This window comes from Planktotalea sp. (assembly GCF_018607965.1).
Lineage (GTDB): Bacteria > Pseudomonadota > Alphaproteobacteria > Rhodobacterales > Rhodobacteraceae > Planktotalea.
On sequence record NZ_JABBAM010000119.1, the window covers coordinates 1 to 16,317 of the forward strand.

The following is a 16,317-nucleotide window of genomic DNA, read 5'->3' on the forward strand; positions in this document are numbered from 1 at the left end:
TAGATTGTCACGTTCGGCTAATAGTCTTCCCCGAAGCGCGTGCAATTCGTTCACTTTATGCGACACAATTTCCAATTCAGAGCGCATCGCTTCGCTATCTAAACGCAACACCACATCACCCGCGTTTACGCGATCTCCATCACGAACAATGATTGCTTGGACGACGCCGCCAACGGGGTGTTGTATAATTTGGCGATGGTATTGGGGAACAACAACGCCAGACGCGATAACCGCACCTGCGATTTTTGCCGTCGTGCTCCACACACCTAAAGTCCCTATTAAAAGTGCGAGCGCTGTAAATCCAACGAACAACGGCATCCCAGCAGCATTGAGACGGTTTTGAATATCGTCCGTTTTCTCCATCAACTTGCAGCGCGGGTCATAAGGACACGGCTAATGTCTTGCGTATTTTTCACCATGGCCTCCAAAACCACATCACGCGGGCCATTGGCTTTTATCCGCCCCTTTTCCAATACGATGAGCCAATCACATTCTGAAATCGCCTGAGGTCGATGCGTCATGATTATCACCGCGCGGTCCGTCGCACGAAACTCGCGAACCGCCTTGTTCAAAGCATCCGTGCCAAGACTGTCTAGCGCCGAATTTGGTTCATCCAACACAAGAATTAATGGATCATCATAAAGTGCCCGCGCAAATACTATTCGCTGCCTTTGTCCCCCTGACAGCTGGCTGGTACCGTTATTCAACATCGTTTGATATCCTTCTGGCAAAGACAGGATCATTTCATGTGCATTGGCACGCCTTGCCGCTTCAAACAGCTTTGGCGTCTCAGGATCGATAGACATACGCGCTATATTTTCGGCAACCGTCCCACTGAACAGCGTCACGTCTTGTGGTAAATACCCGATCAACCGTCCAAGTTGGTCAGGATCATATTGATCCAACGTCGCACCACCCAACCGGATTTCCCCAGATATTGCAGGCAACAACCCAACAATTGCTTTTGCCAAGGTGGATTTTCCCATTCCACTGTTACCAATAACCCCAACCACTTGTCCGGCCTCGACGCTGAAACTCACGCCGGACAGCAATGGTTTTTTGGTGCAGTCAGAAATCCTTGAACCGCATCAAGATATCGAAGGCCTAAGGCAGGGTGCGCACGTTCTTTTGGATCAAGCGATTTTGTAAGACAAATATCAAAAATCTCGCGATCAAATCCAGCTCGAAATCTCGTTGCAGTTCGCGCCATAAGGCGCCCACGCGCAAAATCCATTAACCCCATCAACACATAAGGCGCCACAACTAGGCCAAACAACGGCACCAACGTTGCTTGCGAGCGCGATCCCAAGACACGGTCATACACTTGAAGCATGAACAATGGGCCGGTCAGCATCAACACATTTACGAAAACACTAAAAACAATCACCGGCCCCAATAACGCCTTTTCTGAACGGACCTTAGTTCGAGATACTTGACTTGCCACCGAGAGAACTCCGAGTTGAGCACATACAGGCCACCCGTGTTAAATCCTTTTGGTTAAGGTTTCGTTGATCATCGCATGCCAACATATGGCAATCATAACGATTTGTGGCAAAACGATACACTAAATCGCGTTTCAAACTTAGACATATTGGGAAATGGTGCACCCGAGAGGATTCGAACCTCTGACCCCCTGATTCGTAGTCAGGTACTCTATCCAGCTGAGCTACGGGTGCAGCAAGGGCTGATCTAGACGACGCGTACATTGGTTGCAAGTGGAAAAAGGACAAAAAGCTGCAGCAAATTTAGAAGACGACTTCGCCCTTTGGCAGACATATCTCAAAGCTCGTGCCCGTCTCATCAGAGCGGCCTAATTCAAGCGTACCACCGTGCCCACGCACCAATTCAGCGGCAATGGCTAGACCAAGTCCCGTCCCACCTTTACGTGCACCGCCTTGAAATGGTTTGAACAAATGTTCCAATGCCATTTTCGGCAAACCAGGCCCCGTGTCATGAACAGAAACCAGCCAGTTGGTATCGTCTTCAAAGGCACGCACCGAAATTTCGCCGGACTTGCCCGTTGTGACAATCGCTTGACGCGCATTGCGGACGAGGTTGGACATCACACGGTACAATTGTTCAGGATCCGCGCGCACAGAAAGACCTGCAGGGATATCTTCGGAAAAGCTCAGATCATGTTCACCAACCGCGAGACGCTCAGATGCCATAACGTCGCTCACGATCTCGCTTAACGCAAATCGCGTCAGTCTGGGCGCTGGTTCATCGGCCTTGCCAAACGCCAACGTCGTTTCACACAGGTTCACCGCGCGTGTAATTGAATTAACCAACTTGGGTGCCATGCGCTGCACGACAGGATCTTCACTCATCTCGATACGATCCGTGAACAATTGGGCGGACGTCAGAATATTGCGCAAATCATGACTGACGCGCGCAACCGCCCCACCAAGCTGCGCAAGACGTTCTTTCTGCTTCAACGCTTGAGTCAGCTCAATCTGCATGGATTGTAAGGCGTCTTCCGCTTCGCGCAACTCGGTCACACCTGACGTCGGTTCAATGATCTGGCGCGCATCTTCTGGTGCGGCGGCATAACGCTGCATGTGATCCACGACGCCTCGAATTGGGCGAACCAGTAAGTAGCGTACAGCAAAGAACAAAAGACTGGCCGTAAATATCGAAATCACAGCAGACAGCACAAGAATGCGCAAACCATAATCCAGCATGGCTGCGCGCAAACCATCCGTGGGCATCGTAATTTCGATCAACAAACCCGCCTCGCGCACGGGTGCCCCAATGACGCGAATGACTTCTGCCTCAGTCTTTAGTACCTGCGCAACCGCGTCCTTGATCAGAACCATCGCAGTTGGATCACGCAAGTCATAGGTTGCATCAATCGGACGCGGCATCGGTGAGGACAACACCAGCTGTCGGACCGCGTCGCGCCGCAGCACCACGTTATAAACTTCTGCATTCAGCAAAAGCTCTTCTTCAAGATCAGCGCCAATCATATCATCAGCCAAAAGCGCCAAGGATGCAATTTGTGCGCGCTCCAAACGCGACAGCAGAAAATCCTCGCGAAAACGCGCGACGGACGGGAAAAAGATCAAGACCTCGGCCAACATCACAAAGACCGTGGTCAGGATCAAGAATCTACCTGAGAGCGAATTCAACACGCTAGGTCCTGTCCAAATGTTCGCGCCAAGCTCTTCACCTTTTTAAAATATCCCCGCCGGAGGCTTTCCGACAGGATACACAACGCACGCACAAAATCATGGGAGCCAACGCTGCACAAGACGCACCACTTTTTTCACAGTGTCATTCTCAAACAGGCGCGGTGTGAAGTACGCTCCAGCCGCGCGTTTGTTCACTTCAAACACGGATGGATACGGCGCGACCATCGCAGAAATTTGGCTCATCTTCAGCTTATTCGCAATCGCGAGCGACCACATGCCAATCAATTCACCTGCTTGCGGCCCCGCAATCGATACACCAACAGGACGCCCTTTCACGACCATCACTTTGATCAGGCCATACGCTTTACGCTCTGCAATCAGGCGGTCGTTGTGGTGAATATCAAACCGCACAACTTCCAGCTTATCACCGTATTCCTCCCTGGCTTGCGCCTCGGTCAAGCCAACCTGCGAAAGCTCTGGATCCGTGTAGGTCGCCCAAGGAATATGCTTGGTGCTTTGCTTTGCTGGCAGCCCAAACAACGCAGAGCGAATAATCACACCCGCCTGATAGCCAGCGACATGGGTAAATTGAAGGCCACCCGCGACATCACCAATCGCATAGACCTTTCTATTCGTCGTTTTCATGGCGTCATCAACAACAATACCGGTGCGATGGGTTTCAATGCCAGCCGCCTCTAGGTTCAGCTTGTCCATGTTTGACTTGCGCCCCACGGCCATCAAAAGATGCGACCCTTTGAAGATGCGCCCGTCTTTTGCATGAACTTCAATTGCGCCTGCTGTGCCCTTAATCTCACCCGCCAAGGCGTCCTCTTCTATGACAAGACCTTCTGCGCGCAGCTTGTCCAAAACAATCGCAGCCATTTCGGGATCATCTTTGTCCAGCGCCTTGGCACCCTCGATCACAGTCACTTTGCACCCCAAACGCAAATGCGCTTGCGCCATTTCCATACCGATGGGTCCGCCACCGATGACCAACAAATGCTCAGGCTGCTCGCGCAATTCAAACAATGTTTCATTCGTCTCGTAAGGAACCGTTTCTAAACCCGGAATCGGCGGCACAAAAGGCGAAGAACCTGTAGAAATCACAACGCGGCGCGCTTTGATGCGGTAATTGCCCGCCTCGACTTCGGTTGGCGAGATAAAGCGCCCGTACTCAAGGATCACTTTGACACCAAGCCCTTCAAAGCGTTCGGGACTGTCCAAAGGCTGAATTTGCGCAATGACACCTGCAACATGATCCTTTGCGGCCGCGTAATCCACGGTCGGCGTCACATCGGCGACTCCATAAGCAGAGGCATGCGCTTGCCCGTAGGCCGCCTTGCCTGACGCAATCAGCGCTTTGGAGGGGACACAACCAAAATTCAGGCAGTCGCCACCCATCTTGTGGCCTTCCAAAAGAACCACAGTCGCGCCCATTTGCACCGCACCCGCAGCAACCGAAAGACCGCCAGAACCGCCGCCAATGACCAGAATGTCTATTTTAATCGTTTCCAAGATCAGATGTCCTTTTTACCGGTAACGGCTTTTACGATGACTGGCAGCAGTGCGAGCACGCTCAGTCCAAGAATGGGAAACAGAATGTGGGGTTCAAAGATAATGCCAAGGTTAGGTGTTTCGCCTTTGGCAAAAACTTCGCCCAGACCAGCACCCACAGCGGTAAACACGAACGTGCCCAGCATGATTCCAAAGAAGGTGGAAATCACGTAGCGGTGCAGCGGCACTTCAAGAAACGCAGGGATAAGGTTGGCAAGAAAAAATGGAACGGCTGGAACCAAGCGAATGATGAACAACATAGACCACTGGTTCTCATCGATACCATCTTTGATCTTTTTCACAGCGCCTTGACTGCTTTCCAGCTTCGCACCCAGCTTTTCGCCAAATCCGTAGCGTGCAGCAAGGAAGATCAGCGTCGCGCCCAAAGTCGCGCCCGTGACGTTGAACACTGTGCCAAAGGCTGTGCCAAAGAGGAAACCACCCGTGAGGGTCGCAATTGTTGCCCCAGGAAGTGAGAAGCCGACAATCGCCATGTAGATCACGATAAATCCAATAACAGCAATAAGATAGTTGCTATCACGAAAGGCAATCAGTGCCTCACGATTGTCGCGCAGGGCGTCAAAGCTAAGGTAATCCTTCAACGTGAACGCGCCGATGACCGCAACCACAAGGATCGCAATAAGCGGTAGGTATCTGGCAAATCCAGGTTTGGCTTTGGATGTTTGTGTCATGTCGCGTTTCATTCTTTCTAGGCGCTAAATAAGTGTTTCGTTACACTCTACATGCGCAATGGCATGGCTTTGTGGTAGCCCTATCACGTCCGCTTGATCGCCCGTGACAAAAGTAGTGATCAATGCTGGACTTTCGATCAAAACTGAAACAATTACGGCCTCACATAAAGGTTAAATGTTGCAGAAAATACCTCTGCAATGATTTGACTTATCCCCCCCACCCCTCTATTGGACGGGCTTCTAGATACCTAGGGCACGCGAATCTGCGCACTGCCCTGCTTAATTGGAGTACGGAGCGATGAAACGCACCTTTCAACCATCGAACCGCGTTCGTAAGAACCGTCACGGCTTTCGCGCACGCATGGCCACTAAAGCAGGTCGCAAGATCCTGAACGCGCGCCGCGCCAAGGGCCGTAAAGAGCTGAGCGCGTAAGCGTCAGACCTTTAGGTTAATGACATTGACTCCGCCGAAGGCTTCAGACGTGCAAAGCACAGAAGAGATTATGCCATCGGCGGCTTCTTTGCGTCTGAACGTCCTCAAGAACCGCAGCGATTTTCTGCGCGCTGCGCGTGCGCGCCGTCAAGGGACTGCATCGATGATGGTGCAAATGCACGCACGTCGCGATGATGACCCCGCAACACGTGTTGGCTTTACCTGTTCCAAGAAGGTCGGCAACGCTGTCGCACGCAATCGTGCCAAACGCCGCCTGCGTGAAGCGGCGCGCGCTGTTTTGCCAGAGCACGGCAATCAAGGATGCGACTACGTTTTGATCGGACGCGCTGAAACAACAGCGTCACGTCCCTTTGACCTGCTCGTCGGTGACCTGCGTTACGCCCTTAAGAAACTGCACGCCCCGAAATGAACCAGCAATGAGCCTGTATAGATGAGCCCACTTGCCCATATCATCGCCCTGCCAGTGCGCACCTATCGTTTGGTGTTCTCGCCATGGGTCGGCTTCAATTGTCGCTACCACCCGACCTGCTCGGCCTACGCAATGGAAGCGTTGGAAAAGCATGGCGCGTTCAAAGGCAGTTGGCTTGCCGCGCGGCGCATTGGGCGCTGTCACCCTTGGGGCAGTTCTGGCATAGATAACGTACCAGACTAACTCCGCCACACTTCTTAAGGCCACCCCATGCTAGATGATCACGACGATATACATCCCCTCTTCCACGGTGCCCCGTCCACGACGGAGTTCAAAAAGCTGCGTAAACGGATTGTGCGCTACACCCGCGAGGCAATTGAACAATACGGGATGATTGAACCCGGCACCAAATGGCTGGTGTGTATGTCGGGCGGCAAGGACAGCTATACGATGCTGGCAGTCTTGAACGAATTGAAATGGCGCGGGCTTTTGCCTGTCGAATTACTAGCCTGTAATCTCGATCAAGGTCAGCCCGGTTTCCCCGCGACTGTTCTGCCTGAGTTCCTCGAAAAAATGGGCGTCCCCCACCGGATTGAGTACCAAGACACATATTCCATCGTCATGGATAAAGTCCCCGAGGGTCGCACGTTTTGCGCACTCTGTTCCCGCTTGCGTCGCGGCAACCTTTACCGCGTTGCGCGCGAAGAGGGCTGTTCGGCAGTCGTGCTTGGTCATCACCGCGATGATATCCTAGAGACCTTCTTTATGAATCTCTTCCACGGTGGACGCCTTGCAACGATGCCACCCAAATTGCTGAACGAAGAGGGTGATTTGTTCGTTTACCGCCCCCTCGCCCATGTGGCCGAGGTCGATTGCGAAAAATTTGCGAGCGCGATGAACTATCCGATTATTCCGTGTGATCTTTGCGGGTCCCAAGACGGATTGCAGCGCCAACAGGTCAAGCAGATTCTAGATGACTGGGAGGCCAACAGCCCTGGTCGTCGCCAAGTCATGTTCCGTGCGCTCACCAACGCACGGCCCTCCCACTTGCTCGATCCGAAACTCTTTGATTTCGCAGGTCTCATGCGCGGGAACGTGCCAGCAGACGAGCAATAAGCGTCACTGTTTGCGAACGCTCAACAATGCGGTATTATTTCCAAAATAACGCATAAAACGCGAGCAGAGACATGACATTCACAAGACGTACCTTCGCCCTGACCCTTGGTGCATTTGGGTTAACCGCGTGCAACAGCACTGCTTCGTCAAGCTCAAGTCGCGCAAGCCCGTCTGGCCTTGCTGCAGAGTTTCGCCCGCAATCCAACGCGGGGTATGATGCTTGGGTCGCCTCCTTCAAAAATCGCGCGGGCGGTTATGGCCTAAGCAGTGCGACTGTGAATGCAGAATTTCGTGGCGCAGGTTTCCTACCCGGTGTTGTTAAACGCGACCGCAATCAGACCGAATTCAAACGCTCCCTTGAAGATTACCTGTCTATCGCCGCCTCTGATGAGCGCATCGCAAAGGGGCGCGCCGCATTTTCGCGCCATCGAAACACGCTGAACGCGTTAGAGGCCAAGTATGGTGTCGACGCGACCATCATCTGCGCGATCTGGGGACTTGAGAGCCAATACGGCGAACGCATGGGCGACATTCCAATCATCTCGTCCACCTCGACACTGGCCTTTGACGGACGCCGTAGCGCGTTTTTTGAAAAGCAGCTCGTGGCTGCGCTGAAGATCATACAGAACGGCGACATCAGTGCTGATCGCATGGTTGGCTCTTGGGCTGGCGCGATGGGGCACACGCAATTCATTCCCACGTCATACCAAGGGTTCGCTGTGGATTTCACAGGCGATGGACGTCGCGACATTTGGTCGGCTGATCCCAGTGATGCGCTGGCTTCGACCGCCGCCTATCTACAGCGCAACGGCTGGACGCGCGGTGTACGATGGGGCGCTGAGTCGAGTTCCGGCACCTTGCAGCCCCAAGCGGGTGGGCCAAAGTTCACCACCACAGGCAACTTCCGCGCGATCAAGCGATACAATAATTCGGATGCTTACGCGATTGGCGTGGGCCATCTGTCAGACCGCATCGGCGGTGCCGGTCCTTTGCGCGCCAGCTTCCCACCGGATGCAAATGGATTAACCAAGAAAGACCGGATCGCGCTACAAAAGCGTCTGACTGCACGGGGCTTTGATACGGGTGGTGCGGATGGCGTGTTCGGTCCCAAAAGCAAAGCAGCGGTAAGCGGATACCAACGCAGTAAAGGTTTGCCCGTCACGGGAACACCCTCGCAGGCCTTGCTGAACAGCCTTTAATTACTGCGCGTTGAACACGAACAATGCTTCGCCGTCGATTTGGTAATCATTTATCAGAGCGGAGGCGCGGCTTGACGTTAACCAAACCTCTAGTGCCGTGGCCGCTTCTGCATTCACATGTGCATGGCGTTCGGGATTCACCGGCAAGTACGCATACTGATTGAACAGCGCAGGATCGCCCGCAAACAGTAACGCCATACCTGCCTTATTTCCAAAGTTCAGCCAACTCGCACGATCTGCCAAGATATATGCACCCAAGCCCGACGCCGTATTCAAACTCGCGCCCATGCCAGCGCCGACCGCTTTATACCATGCACCAAACGTCGCAGGCTCCAGGTTTGCATCTGCCCAAAGCACCAGTTCTTTTTTATGCGTCCCGCTGTCATCTGCGCGTGAAACGAAGGGCGCGTTGCGCGCTTTGATCCGTTGAAGCGCTTCGCGCGCAGTGATTGCGTCCTTCACACCCGCGCCATCGGCCTTAGGCCCAATGAACACGAAATCATTGTACATGATTTCCCTGCGATGCGTACCAAATCCATCCGCAACAAATGCCTCTTCCGCTGCTTTGGAATGCACCAAAATCGCATCCACATCGCCCCCCTGCCCAAGGCGCAACGCTTGGCCTGTGCCGACGACCAACAATTGCACCTCAAGTCCGATATCTTCTTTGATCGCGGGTATCAGCACATCCGACAGGCCCGAGTTGTGGAAGCTGGTCGTGACAGCCAATCGCATGGTGTCTGCCTGTGCCATGCTACCAAGCAGAGCCAAGAGCGTTGCTAGAAATCGCATCATTCGACAATTTCACCATTCAAGAAGGCTCCTGCCTCCTGCGTTTTCGGCGCGTCAAAGAACCCCGCTGCCGCCCCTTGTTCATGCACACGCCCGCCCAACATGAACACAATGTCATACGCCAATCTCCGCGCTTGCCCCATATCGTGGGTCGTCATAATAATCCGCGTCCCCTGCGCGCGCGCCGCAATCAGCAACGTTTCAATCTCGCGCGTGGAACGCCCATCCAGATTGGCACAAGGTTCGTCCAAGAACAGCACTTCTGGCTCACGAATTAAGGCCCGCGCCAATGCTAACTTTTGCTTTTCACCACCCGACAATCGCGGTGCGTGACGCTCTAACGCGTCTTCTAGCCCGATGCGATGCGCCCAACGCTGCACTTTCGTTTCAATTTCGGATTTTGGACGGCCCAACAACTCCAAAGGATACGCAAGGTTCGCACGCACAGTGCGACGCAGCATGATTGGGCTTTGAAAAACATACGCCTGTTCTTGGCGCGCGTCTTCATTGGATTTGGACAGCGACAAGGTCCCATTCGTAAGCCGTTCAACCCCGTGCAAAACCCGCAAGAGCGTGGTCTTGCCCGATCCGTTTGGCCCCAGAACAATCGTGAATTGCGCTTCTTTCAGATCCAGATCGACTGGTCCTAAAATCGTCTTACCGCGCCGTTTCACAACAGCCTTTTGCAAGGATAAGGTCATGCTCACCATCTCCCTTCCTGCTCGGTCTGCGACAACGAGTGGATGAGAATATTCACCGCCAAGGCCAATGCGATCAACACAAACCCAAGGCCCAGCGCCAATGCAAAATCACCCTTGCCTGTCTCTAGCGCAATCGCAGTCGTCAAAACCCGCGTTGCGTGATCAATATTACCACCTACGATCATAATTGCGCCGACTTCGCCAATTGCCCGCCCGAAACCCGCCAATGCCGCCGTCAAAAGTGCGCGGCGTCCGTCCCAGATCAATGTCATGATCCTTTGGCGTTTAGACGTATTCAGCGAAATCAACAGGTCATGATATTCCGCCCAAAGTTCGCGCATGGCTTGATGGGTGATCGAGGCAATCAGCGGCGTGATGATAATCACCTGCGCAATGATCATGGCTGTGGGGGTGAACAGCAACCCAAACACACCTAATGGACCAGTGCGGCTCAGCAACAGATAAACGATCAATCCCACGACAACTGGTGGCAAGCCCATCAGCGCGTTCAGAACCGCAATGGCCGTGCGCCGATAGCGAAATCGCCGGATCGCCAGCCATGTGCCAAACGGCAACGCAATGCAGGACGCTATGATCAAGGCCGACAGGCTAACGTGCAAAGAGCGCGCTGTGATTTCGACCAAATCGCCGTCCAGCGTGACGATCAGCCAGAATGCAGCCTCCAGTCCGGCCCAAATGTCGCTCATTGCTTATCCCTCAACAGCCCGTTTGGCCCTTGGGCGCAATCAATCACTGATCCAGTCGATACACCATCAGATTTGCGGCGCGTTTCCTGCCAGAGGCGACGAGACGTTTACAAATTGGACCTCGCGCAGATATGAGTTACACATTATTCATGATGCCCGATTTCGCCAAATCCTTCCCCCTGCGCCCCACGCGCGTACATGAAGTCTGCGGACCAAGTGCAGCCAGTTTCGCCGCAGTTTGCGGCGCACGCACCCAAGGTCCAGTGCTTTGGATTCGTGAAGTATGGCGCCCTGAAAGCATTAACCCACTGGGGTTAAGCATCTTTTTCGATCCTTCAAATCTGCTCGTGGCACAGGTCAAAGATCAAAACGAAGGGCTCGCCGTCGCCGAGGAAGCCCTACGCGATGGATCTACACCGCTGGTCATTCAAGACATCAGCGAACCCATCAGCTTGATCCAAGGCCGTCGCCTCCAACTCTCGGCAAAGGAAGGCAAATCCACTGGGCTTTGCATCATTCCCGATGGCATGGGCAGCAATGCCGCTGAATCGCGTTGGCACTGCGCGCCGATGTTTGATCCGTTTCCCCAACCAGCGGACTCGACTCTGCAGCGTTGGGAACTTATTAAGAACAAATCAGGAACATTAGGATCTTGGCATGTTCGATGGAATACAGCGTCGCGTCGTCTCCATCTGGTTTCCGCGACTGGCGAGTGATCGTGTTTTACGGATGCGTCCTATCGAGGGGCCATTCGCGCTGACGCTTGAGCAAAGCAATACCAACCGGATTTATTGCCTGAACAGGGCAGCAGAACGCCTTGGCCTAAGTGCAGGCATGCCCTTTTCCGATGCGCGTGCCTTCTGTCCTGATTTGCAAAGCCGCCCGGCAGATCCTTTGGCTGATCGTCGATTTCAACATGCGCTGCGCCGTTGGGCCGTGCGTTATTGTCCATGGGTCGGGCTTGAGGACGAGAATGGACTTGTCCTTGATATCACAGGCACCGCGCATCTATTCGGCGGTGAAGCAGAGCTACTGATGGACATGCGTCAACGGCTTTCGCGCGCTGGGATATGCGCGCGAATCGGGCTTGGGGATAGTCGCGGTGCCGCTTGGGCGCTCTCGCATCACGGCGAGGGCAGCGCTGCGATTGGGTGCGCGCTTGATGCGCTGAAAGACTTGCCCGTCGTCGCCCTACGTCTTGAGGAAAAGACCGTCACCGCCCTTGGTCGTTTGGGCCTGCGTACTGTGAACGATCTGGCCAGTGCCGCGCGTGCGCCTTTGACACGGCGCTTTGGTTCCTCCCTTTTGATGCGCCTTGACCAAGCCTTGGGATACCAACCCGAACAAATCACCCCCCTCGCTGATCCACCCCACTACGGCGTGCGCATGACGCTACCCGACCCCATCGGCGTCAGTTCTGATGTGATGGCGGGCACCGAACGCTTGCTCGTCCAGCTCTGCGAAAAACTCAAATCCCGCGAAACCGGTGCGCGCATTTTGTGCCTAACATTGCGCCGCGTGGATCAAGACAGCCAGCAAGTCGAACTGCGCCTCGCCCGCCCCATGCGCGATGCTGCGCGTATCTTGCCTCTGTTTGAGCGCGGTATCAAAGATGTGGACGCAGGCTACGGCATTGATCAAATGCGCCTTGAAGCCACGCAGGTCGAACCCATGCCCGTGCAGCAACTCAGCCACGTATCCTCTGGCGGCAAGGATCGTCTTGATGATCTGATCACTCGTATTGGTACGCGCATCGGCCTTGAAAAGGTGCAACGCTTTCTACCCGCAGACAGTCACATTCCCGAGCGCAGCTTCTTAATCGCCCCCGCAGCATATTCCACGCCAGAGCGTGCATGGTCCCCCATACGCCCCCGTCCGTTGCACATCTTCCCGCCCAATCCTTTGATGGGGGCGCAAAGCACACCAACACCGCCGAAACATTTCCGCTGGCGACGCATGTCATTTTCAACCGCGCGCGCCACAGGACCAGAACGCATTGCCCCCGAATGGTGGTTAGAGGAGGGCAGCTGGCGCAGCGGCGTGCGCGATTATTGGACCGTGGAAACGCGCCAAGGCCGCCGCCTTTGGCTGTTCTTCACACCGCAAAATCCCGGTTGGTTTATCCAAGGCGAGTTTGCATGAATTACGCTGAGCTGTGTACAACAACCAATTTTACCTTCCTGCGCGGTGCCTCCCACCCCGAGGAAATGGTGACCCGTGCGGCGGAACTTGGCCTGCAAGCGATTGCAATTACCGACCACAATTCATTGGCTGGTGTCGTGCGCGCCTATGCGGCACTTAAGGAACTCAAACGCGCCGCAGAAGACACCATACGCATCCGTTCGCAAATGCAGATAGACCATTCGTCCCGACAAGACGTCAGCGATCCCAGCACCCTACAACGTCCCCAAACTCTGCACCTGCCCAAACTTATCGTAGGCGCGCGGCTTGTGCTGCGCGACAGCCATGTTGATTGGATCGCCCTGCCCAAAGATCGCGACGCCTACAGTCGCCTCACCCGCCTTCTAACCCTCGGCAAGCGCCGCGCGTCAAAAGGCGAATGCCATCTTGATCTGTCTGATCTTCTGGACGGTTGCACAGGCATGATCTTGATCGCGCGGCCTATCGGCCTCCTTGGCAAAGCGGCCTCAGACATCCAACGGATGCAACGCACATTCCCCTCTCATGTCTTCCTCGGTGCGGCCCCGCGCTATGATGGGTCTGACCAAGCTTACCTTGCCGCCTGCGCGCGCCTCGCATTGCGCACATCCGCCCCGATGGTCGCGGTCGGTGATCCCTTGATGCATCATGCCAAACGCCGCCAACTGGCCGATGTGCTGACCTGCATGCGCGAACACATCACAATCGATCAGATCGGTAAACGCGCGCTGCCAAACGCCGAACGTCGCCTGAAGGGTCACGCCGATATGGCCCGCGTATTTCGCGATCACCCCGCCGCACTGCGCCGTTCCTTAGAGATCGCCGCACGCTGTAGTTTTTGTCTGAGCGAGCTGTCCTATGAATATCCTGACGAAGTAACAGACGGCGAACCGCCTCAGGAACGGCTGACCCGCCTCGCATACGAAGGCATGGAACACCGCTACCCGAATGGTCCAACCGAAAAAGCGAAAGCGCAGGTTAAGAAGGAACTCGCCCTCGTCAAATCCCTTGATTTTCCTGCCTATTTTTTGACCGTCTACAACATCGTGCAATTCGCACGCTCCCAAGGGATCCTGTGCCAAGGGCGTGGCTCGGCGGCCAATTCGATCCTGTGTTATCTGCTTGGCATCACTGACGTCAGCCCCGAAGTCATCACCATGGTGGTCGAGCGTTTCGTATCAGAGGCCCGCGCGGAACCGCCCGATATCGATGTGGATTTCGAACACGAACGCCGCGAAGAGGTGATCCAACATATCTACGCCAAATACGGTCGTCACCGCGCGGGTCTTTGCGCCACCGTCACCCACTTTCGCACACGTGGCGCAATCCGCGAAGTGGGCAAGGTCATGGGGCTCAGTGAGGATGTGACCGCAGGGCTTTCCAGCCAAATTTGGGGGCAATCCGACAAAGGGACAGATCCTGATCGCATGCGCGAGTTGGGACTGAACATGGAAGATCGCCGCTTGGCGCAAACCATCCGCTTGATCGGCGAAATCATCGGATTTCCGCGTCATCTATCCCAGCACGTCGGTGGTTTCGTGATCACCAAGGCCCGCCTAGATGAACTTTGCCCCATCGAAAACGCAGCGATGGAGGATCGCACAGTCATTGAATGGGACAAGGATGACATCGACACGCTGGGCATTCTAAAGGTGGATATCTTGGGTCTTGGGATGCTGAGTTGCATCCGCAAATCGTTCGATTTGCTGCAAGAACACGAACGCAAAACCCTCTCCATCGCGACCGTCCCACAAGAGGATCCACAGACCTACGATATGCTCTGCATCGCCGATGCAGTGGGCGTGTTTCAGGTAGAATCCCGTGCGCAAATGAACTTTCTGCCGCGCATGCTACCACGCAAATTTTACGATCTGGTGATCGAGGTCGCCATCGTGCGACCCGGCCCCATTCAAGGTGGCATGGTGCATCCCTATATCAATCGTCGCCAAGGCAAAGAGACGGTGAACTTCCCCTCGAAAGAGCTTGAAGACGTGCTTGGCAAAACCCTAGGCGTGCCGCTATTTCAAGAACAAGCCATGCAAATCGCGGTGGTCGCAGCTGGCTTTGATCCGTCAGAGGCAGACCAGTTGCGCCGTTCGCTCGCCACGTTCCAGCGCATGGGCACGATCAGCACGTTCAAGGATCGCTTCATCAACGGTATGCTTGCACGCGGGTACGACGAAGACTTCGCGCAGCGCTGTTTTGCGCAAATCGAGGGCTTTGGCGAATACGGGTTTCCCGAAAGCCACGCCGCCGCCTTTGCAATGCTGGTCTATGTGTCCGCATGGATCAAACGCCACCATCCTGCGGTCTTTGCCTGCGCACTGCTCAACTCGCAACCCATGGGCTTTTACGCCCCCGCCCAGATCGTACGCGATGCGCGTGAACACCATATCGAAGTGCGCCCTATTTGCGTGAATGCCAGCGCATGGGACAACACGTTAGAACGACGCGGCGATGGGGCATTGGCGCTGCGGCTTGGGTTCCGCCAGATCAAAGGCATGCGCGAAGAAGATGCAGGGTGGATCGTGTCCGCACGCGGCAATGGTTACCGCGACCCCGAAGCGGTCTGGTTGCGCGCAGGCGTTGCGCCCTCGGTACTGGAACGACTGGCAGAGGCAGATGCGTTTTCGGACATGGGCCACACACGTCGCGACGCGCTTTGGTTGGTGAAAGCGATCCGTGGACAACAACCCCTGCCCCTGTTCAATGATCCGATTGACGGCGAAAGCATAACCGAACCTGACGTCATCCTGCCCACAATGCATTTGGGCGAAGAGGTGGTAGAGGACTACGTTTCCATGCGCCTGACAATCCGCGCGCACCCGATGGAATTACTGCGTCCGAACATCCCTAATCTGACGCCCCACGACAAACTTCCCACTGCCCCGCTACATAAGATTAGTGTTTGTGGCTTGGTCATCACGCGCCAACGCCCTGGCACCGCATCTGGCGTTATTTTTCTGACGCTTGAGGATGAAACAGGGGTCAGCAATATCGTAGTCTGGCCCAAGCTGTATGAAAAATACCGTCGTGCGGTCATGGGCGGGCGTCTGTTGCGCGTCACAGGTTTTTTGCAGCGCGAAGGCATCGTTGTACATGTCATAGCACAAGAGGTGGAAGACCTGTCGCACCGCTTGCGCGATCTGGGTCATCCATTGAACGAAGAGGTCGGTATCACACGCGCAGAGGCCGATGATGCACCCCGCCCTCGTCGCCAACCAGCCCGCGCAATGCATCCGCGCGATCAGGCGAAACGCTTGTTCCCAAGTCGCGATTTTCACTAACGTGTGAAGCTAATATCCAACACCATCACCTCTGGCCGTGCGCGATCTGTTGAGCGAAGACTAGGGTCAGGACTCATAACCAAAAGATGACGGTTGCATCGAGAGCGATGGCAGA

At 54.8% G+C, this 16,317-nt stretch carries 17 protein-coding genes and 1 tRNA gene; 8 read left to right on the top strand and 10 right to left on the bottom strand.

The window, feature by feature from the left end; genetic code table 11:
* The 7 genes from QZ279_RS10960 to QZ279_RS10985 all read right to left on the bottom strand — a co-directional run.
* Window positions 1-363, bottom strand: a 363-nt coding sequence (locus tag QZ279_RS10960) for a biotin/lipoyl-binding protein (protein ID WP_293450772.1), incomplete at its 3' end; no start/stop codon positions are given.
* Window positions 363-1,040 (bottom strand): ATP-binding cassette domain-containing protein, encoded by a 678-nt coding sequence (locus tag QZ279_RS15765; protein WP_366513949.1) that lies wholly within the window; start codon window positions 1,038-1,040, stop codon window positions 363-365. The genes QZ279_RS15765 and QZ279_RS10960, both read right to left, overlap by 1 nt.
* A complete protein-coding gene (locus QZ279_RS15770) occupies window positions 1,037-1,354 on the bottom strand; it encodes a hypothetical protein (protein WP_366513951.1) in 318 nt (105 codons plus the stop codon). Before QZ279_RS15770 ends, QZ279_RS15765 begins: the two co-directional genes overlap by 4 nt.
* 245 nt (window positions 1,355-1,599) lie before the next feature.
* Window positions 1,600-1,676, bottom strand: a tRNA-Arg gene (locus QZ279_RS10970).
* Window positions 1,677-1,745: 69 nt separating this feature from the next.
* Entirely contained in the window at window positions 1,746-3,131 is a 1,386-nt protein-coding gene (locus tag QZ279_RS10975; RefSeq protein ID WP_293450774.1) for a HAMP domain-containing sensor histidine kinase, read from the bottom strand.
* 96 nt (window positions 3,132-3,227) lie between these two features.
* Window positions 3,228-4,646, bottom strand: coding sequence for an FAD-dependent oxidoreductase (locus tag QZ279_RS10980; RefSeq protein WP_293450776.1), 1,419 nt, complete (start codon window positions 4,644-4,646; stop codon window positions 3,228-3,230).
* Window positions 4,647-4,648: 2 nt separating this feature from the next.
* A complete protein-coding gene (locus tag QZ279_RS10985) occupies window positions 4,649-5,377 on the bottom strand; it encodes a VTT domain-containing protein (RefSeq protein WP_293450778.1) in 729 nt (242 codons plus the stop codon).
* Window positions 5,378-5,675: 298 nt separating this feature from the next.
* On the opposite strand from QZ279_RS10985, the gene rpmH reads away from it, so the two are divergent.
* The 5 genes from rpmH (at window position 5,676) to QZ279_RS11010 (ending at window position 8,555) form a co-directional block, all read left to right on the top strand.
* Entirely contained in the window at window positions 5,676-5,810 is a 135-nt protein-coding gene (gene rpmH / locus QZ279_RS10990; RefSeq protein ID WP_009831305.1) for a 50S ribosomal protein L34, read from the top strand.
* A 70-nt stretch (window positions 5,811-5,880) separates the two neighbouring features.
* The gene (gene rnpA, locus QZ279_RS10995; protein WP_293450796.1) at window positions 5,881-6,240 is read left to right on the top strand and encodes a ribonuclease P protein component; all 360 of its coding nucleotides are present in this window, start codon (window positions 5,881-5,883) and stop codon (window positions 6,238-6,240) included.
* A 21-nt stretch (window positions 6,241-6,261) separates the two neighbouring features.
* A complete protein-coding gene (gene yidD, locus QZ279_RS11000) occupies window positions 6,262-6,483 on the top strand; it encodes a membrane protein insertion efficiency factor YidD (RefSeq protein ID WP_293450780.1) in 222 nt (73 codons plus the stop codon).
* Between the two features lie 27 nt (window positions 6,484-6,510).
* Entirely contained in the window at window positions 6,511-7,356 is an 846-nt protein-coding gene (gene ttcA, locus QZ279_RS11005) for a tRNA 2-thiocytidine(32) synthetase TtcA (RefSeq protein WP_293450782.1), read from the top strand.
* 71 nt (window positions 7,357-7,427) lie between these two features.
* A complete protein-coding gene (locus QZ279_RS11010; RefSeq protein WP_293450784.1) occupies window positions 7,428-8,555 on the top strand; it encodes a lytic murein transglycosylase in 1,128 nt (375 codons plus the stop codon).
* Here QZ279_RS11010 and QZ279_RS11015 read toward each other — a convergent pair whose 3' ends face one another.
* From QZ279_RS11015 to QZ279_RS11025, 3 genes are read right to left on the bottom strand one after another with little or no spacing between them, the layout of a single operon-like run.
* Complete coding sequence (locus QZ279_RS11015) at window positions 8,556-9,347, bottom strand: substrate-binding domain-containing protein (protein ID WP_293450798.1); 792 nt, start codon at window positions 9,345-9,347, stop codon at window positions 8,556-8,558.
* Window positions 9,347-10,057 (bottom strand): ATP-binding cassette domain-containing protein, encoded by a 711-nt coding sequence (locus QZ279_RS11020; protein WP_293450786.1) that lies wholly within the window; start codon window positions 10,055-10,057, stop codon window positions 9,347-9,349. Before QZ279_RS11020 ends, QZ279_RS11015 begins: the two co-directional genes overlap by 1 nt.
* Window positions 10,051-10,755 carry an ABC transporter permease gene (locus tag QZ279_RS11025; protein ID WP_293450788.1) on the bottom strand — a complete coding sequence of 235 codons (705 nt, stop codon included), beginning with the start codon at window positions 10,753-10,755 and terminating at the stop codon, window positions 10,051-10,053. Before QZ279_RS11025 ends, QZ279_RS11020 begins: the two co-directional genes overlap by 7 nt.
* 131 nt (window positions 10,756-10,886) lie before the next feature.
* On the opposite strand from QZ279_RS11025, the gene QZ279_RS11030 reads away from it, so the two are divergent.
* Genes QZ279_RS11030 through QZ279_RS11040 form a run of 3 tightly spaced genes read left to right on the top strand, consistent with a single transcriptional unit; the run spans window position 10,887 to window position 16,202 of the window.
* On the top strand, window positions 10,887-11,471 hold the full coding sequence (locus QZ279_RS11030) for a hypothetical protein (protein ID WP_293450790.1): 585 nt from the start codon (window positions 10,887-10,889) through the stop codon (window positions 11,469-11,471).
* Window positions 11,413-12,897, top strand: coding sequence for a DNA polymerase Y family protein (locus tag QZ279_RS11035; RefSeq protein WP_293450792.1), 1,485 nt, complete (start codon window positions 11,413-11,415; stop codon window positions 12,895-12,897). Before QZ279_RS11030 ends, QZ279_RS11035 begins: the two co-directional genes overlap by 59 nt.
* Complete coding sequence (locus tag QZ279_RS11040) at window positions 12,894-16,202, top strand: error-prone DNA polymerase (RefSeq protein ID WP_293450794.1); 3,309 nt, start codon at window positions 12,894-12,896, stop codon at window positions 16,200-16,202. The genes QZ279_RS11035 and QZ279_RS11040 overlap by 4 nt, the downstream gene beginning before the upstream one ends.
* Window positions 16,203-16,317 lie beyond the last annotated feature (115 nt).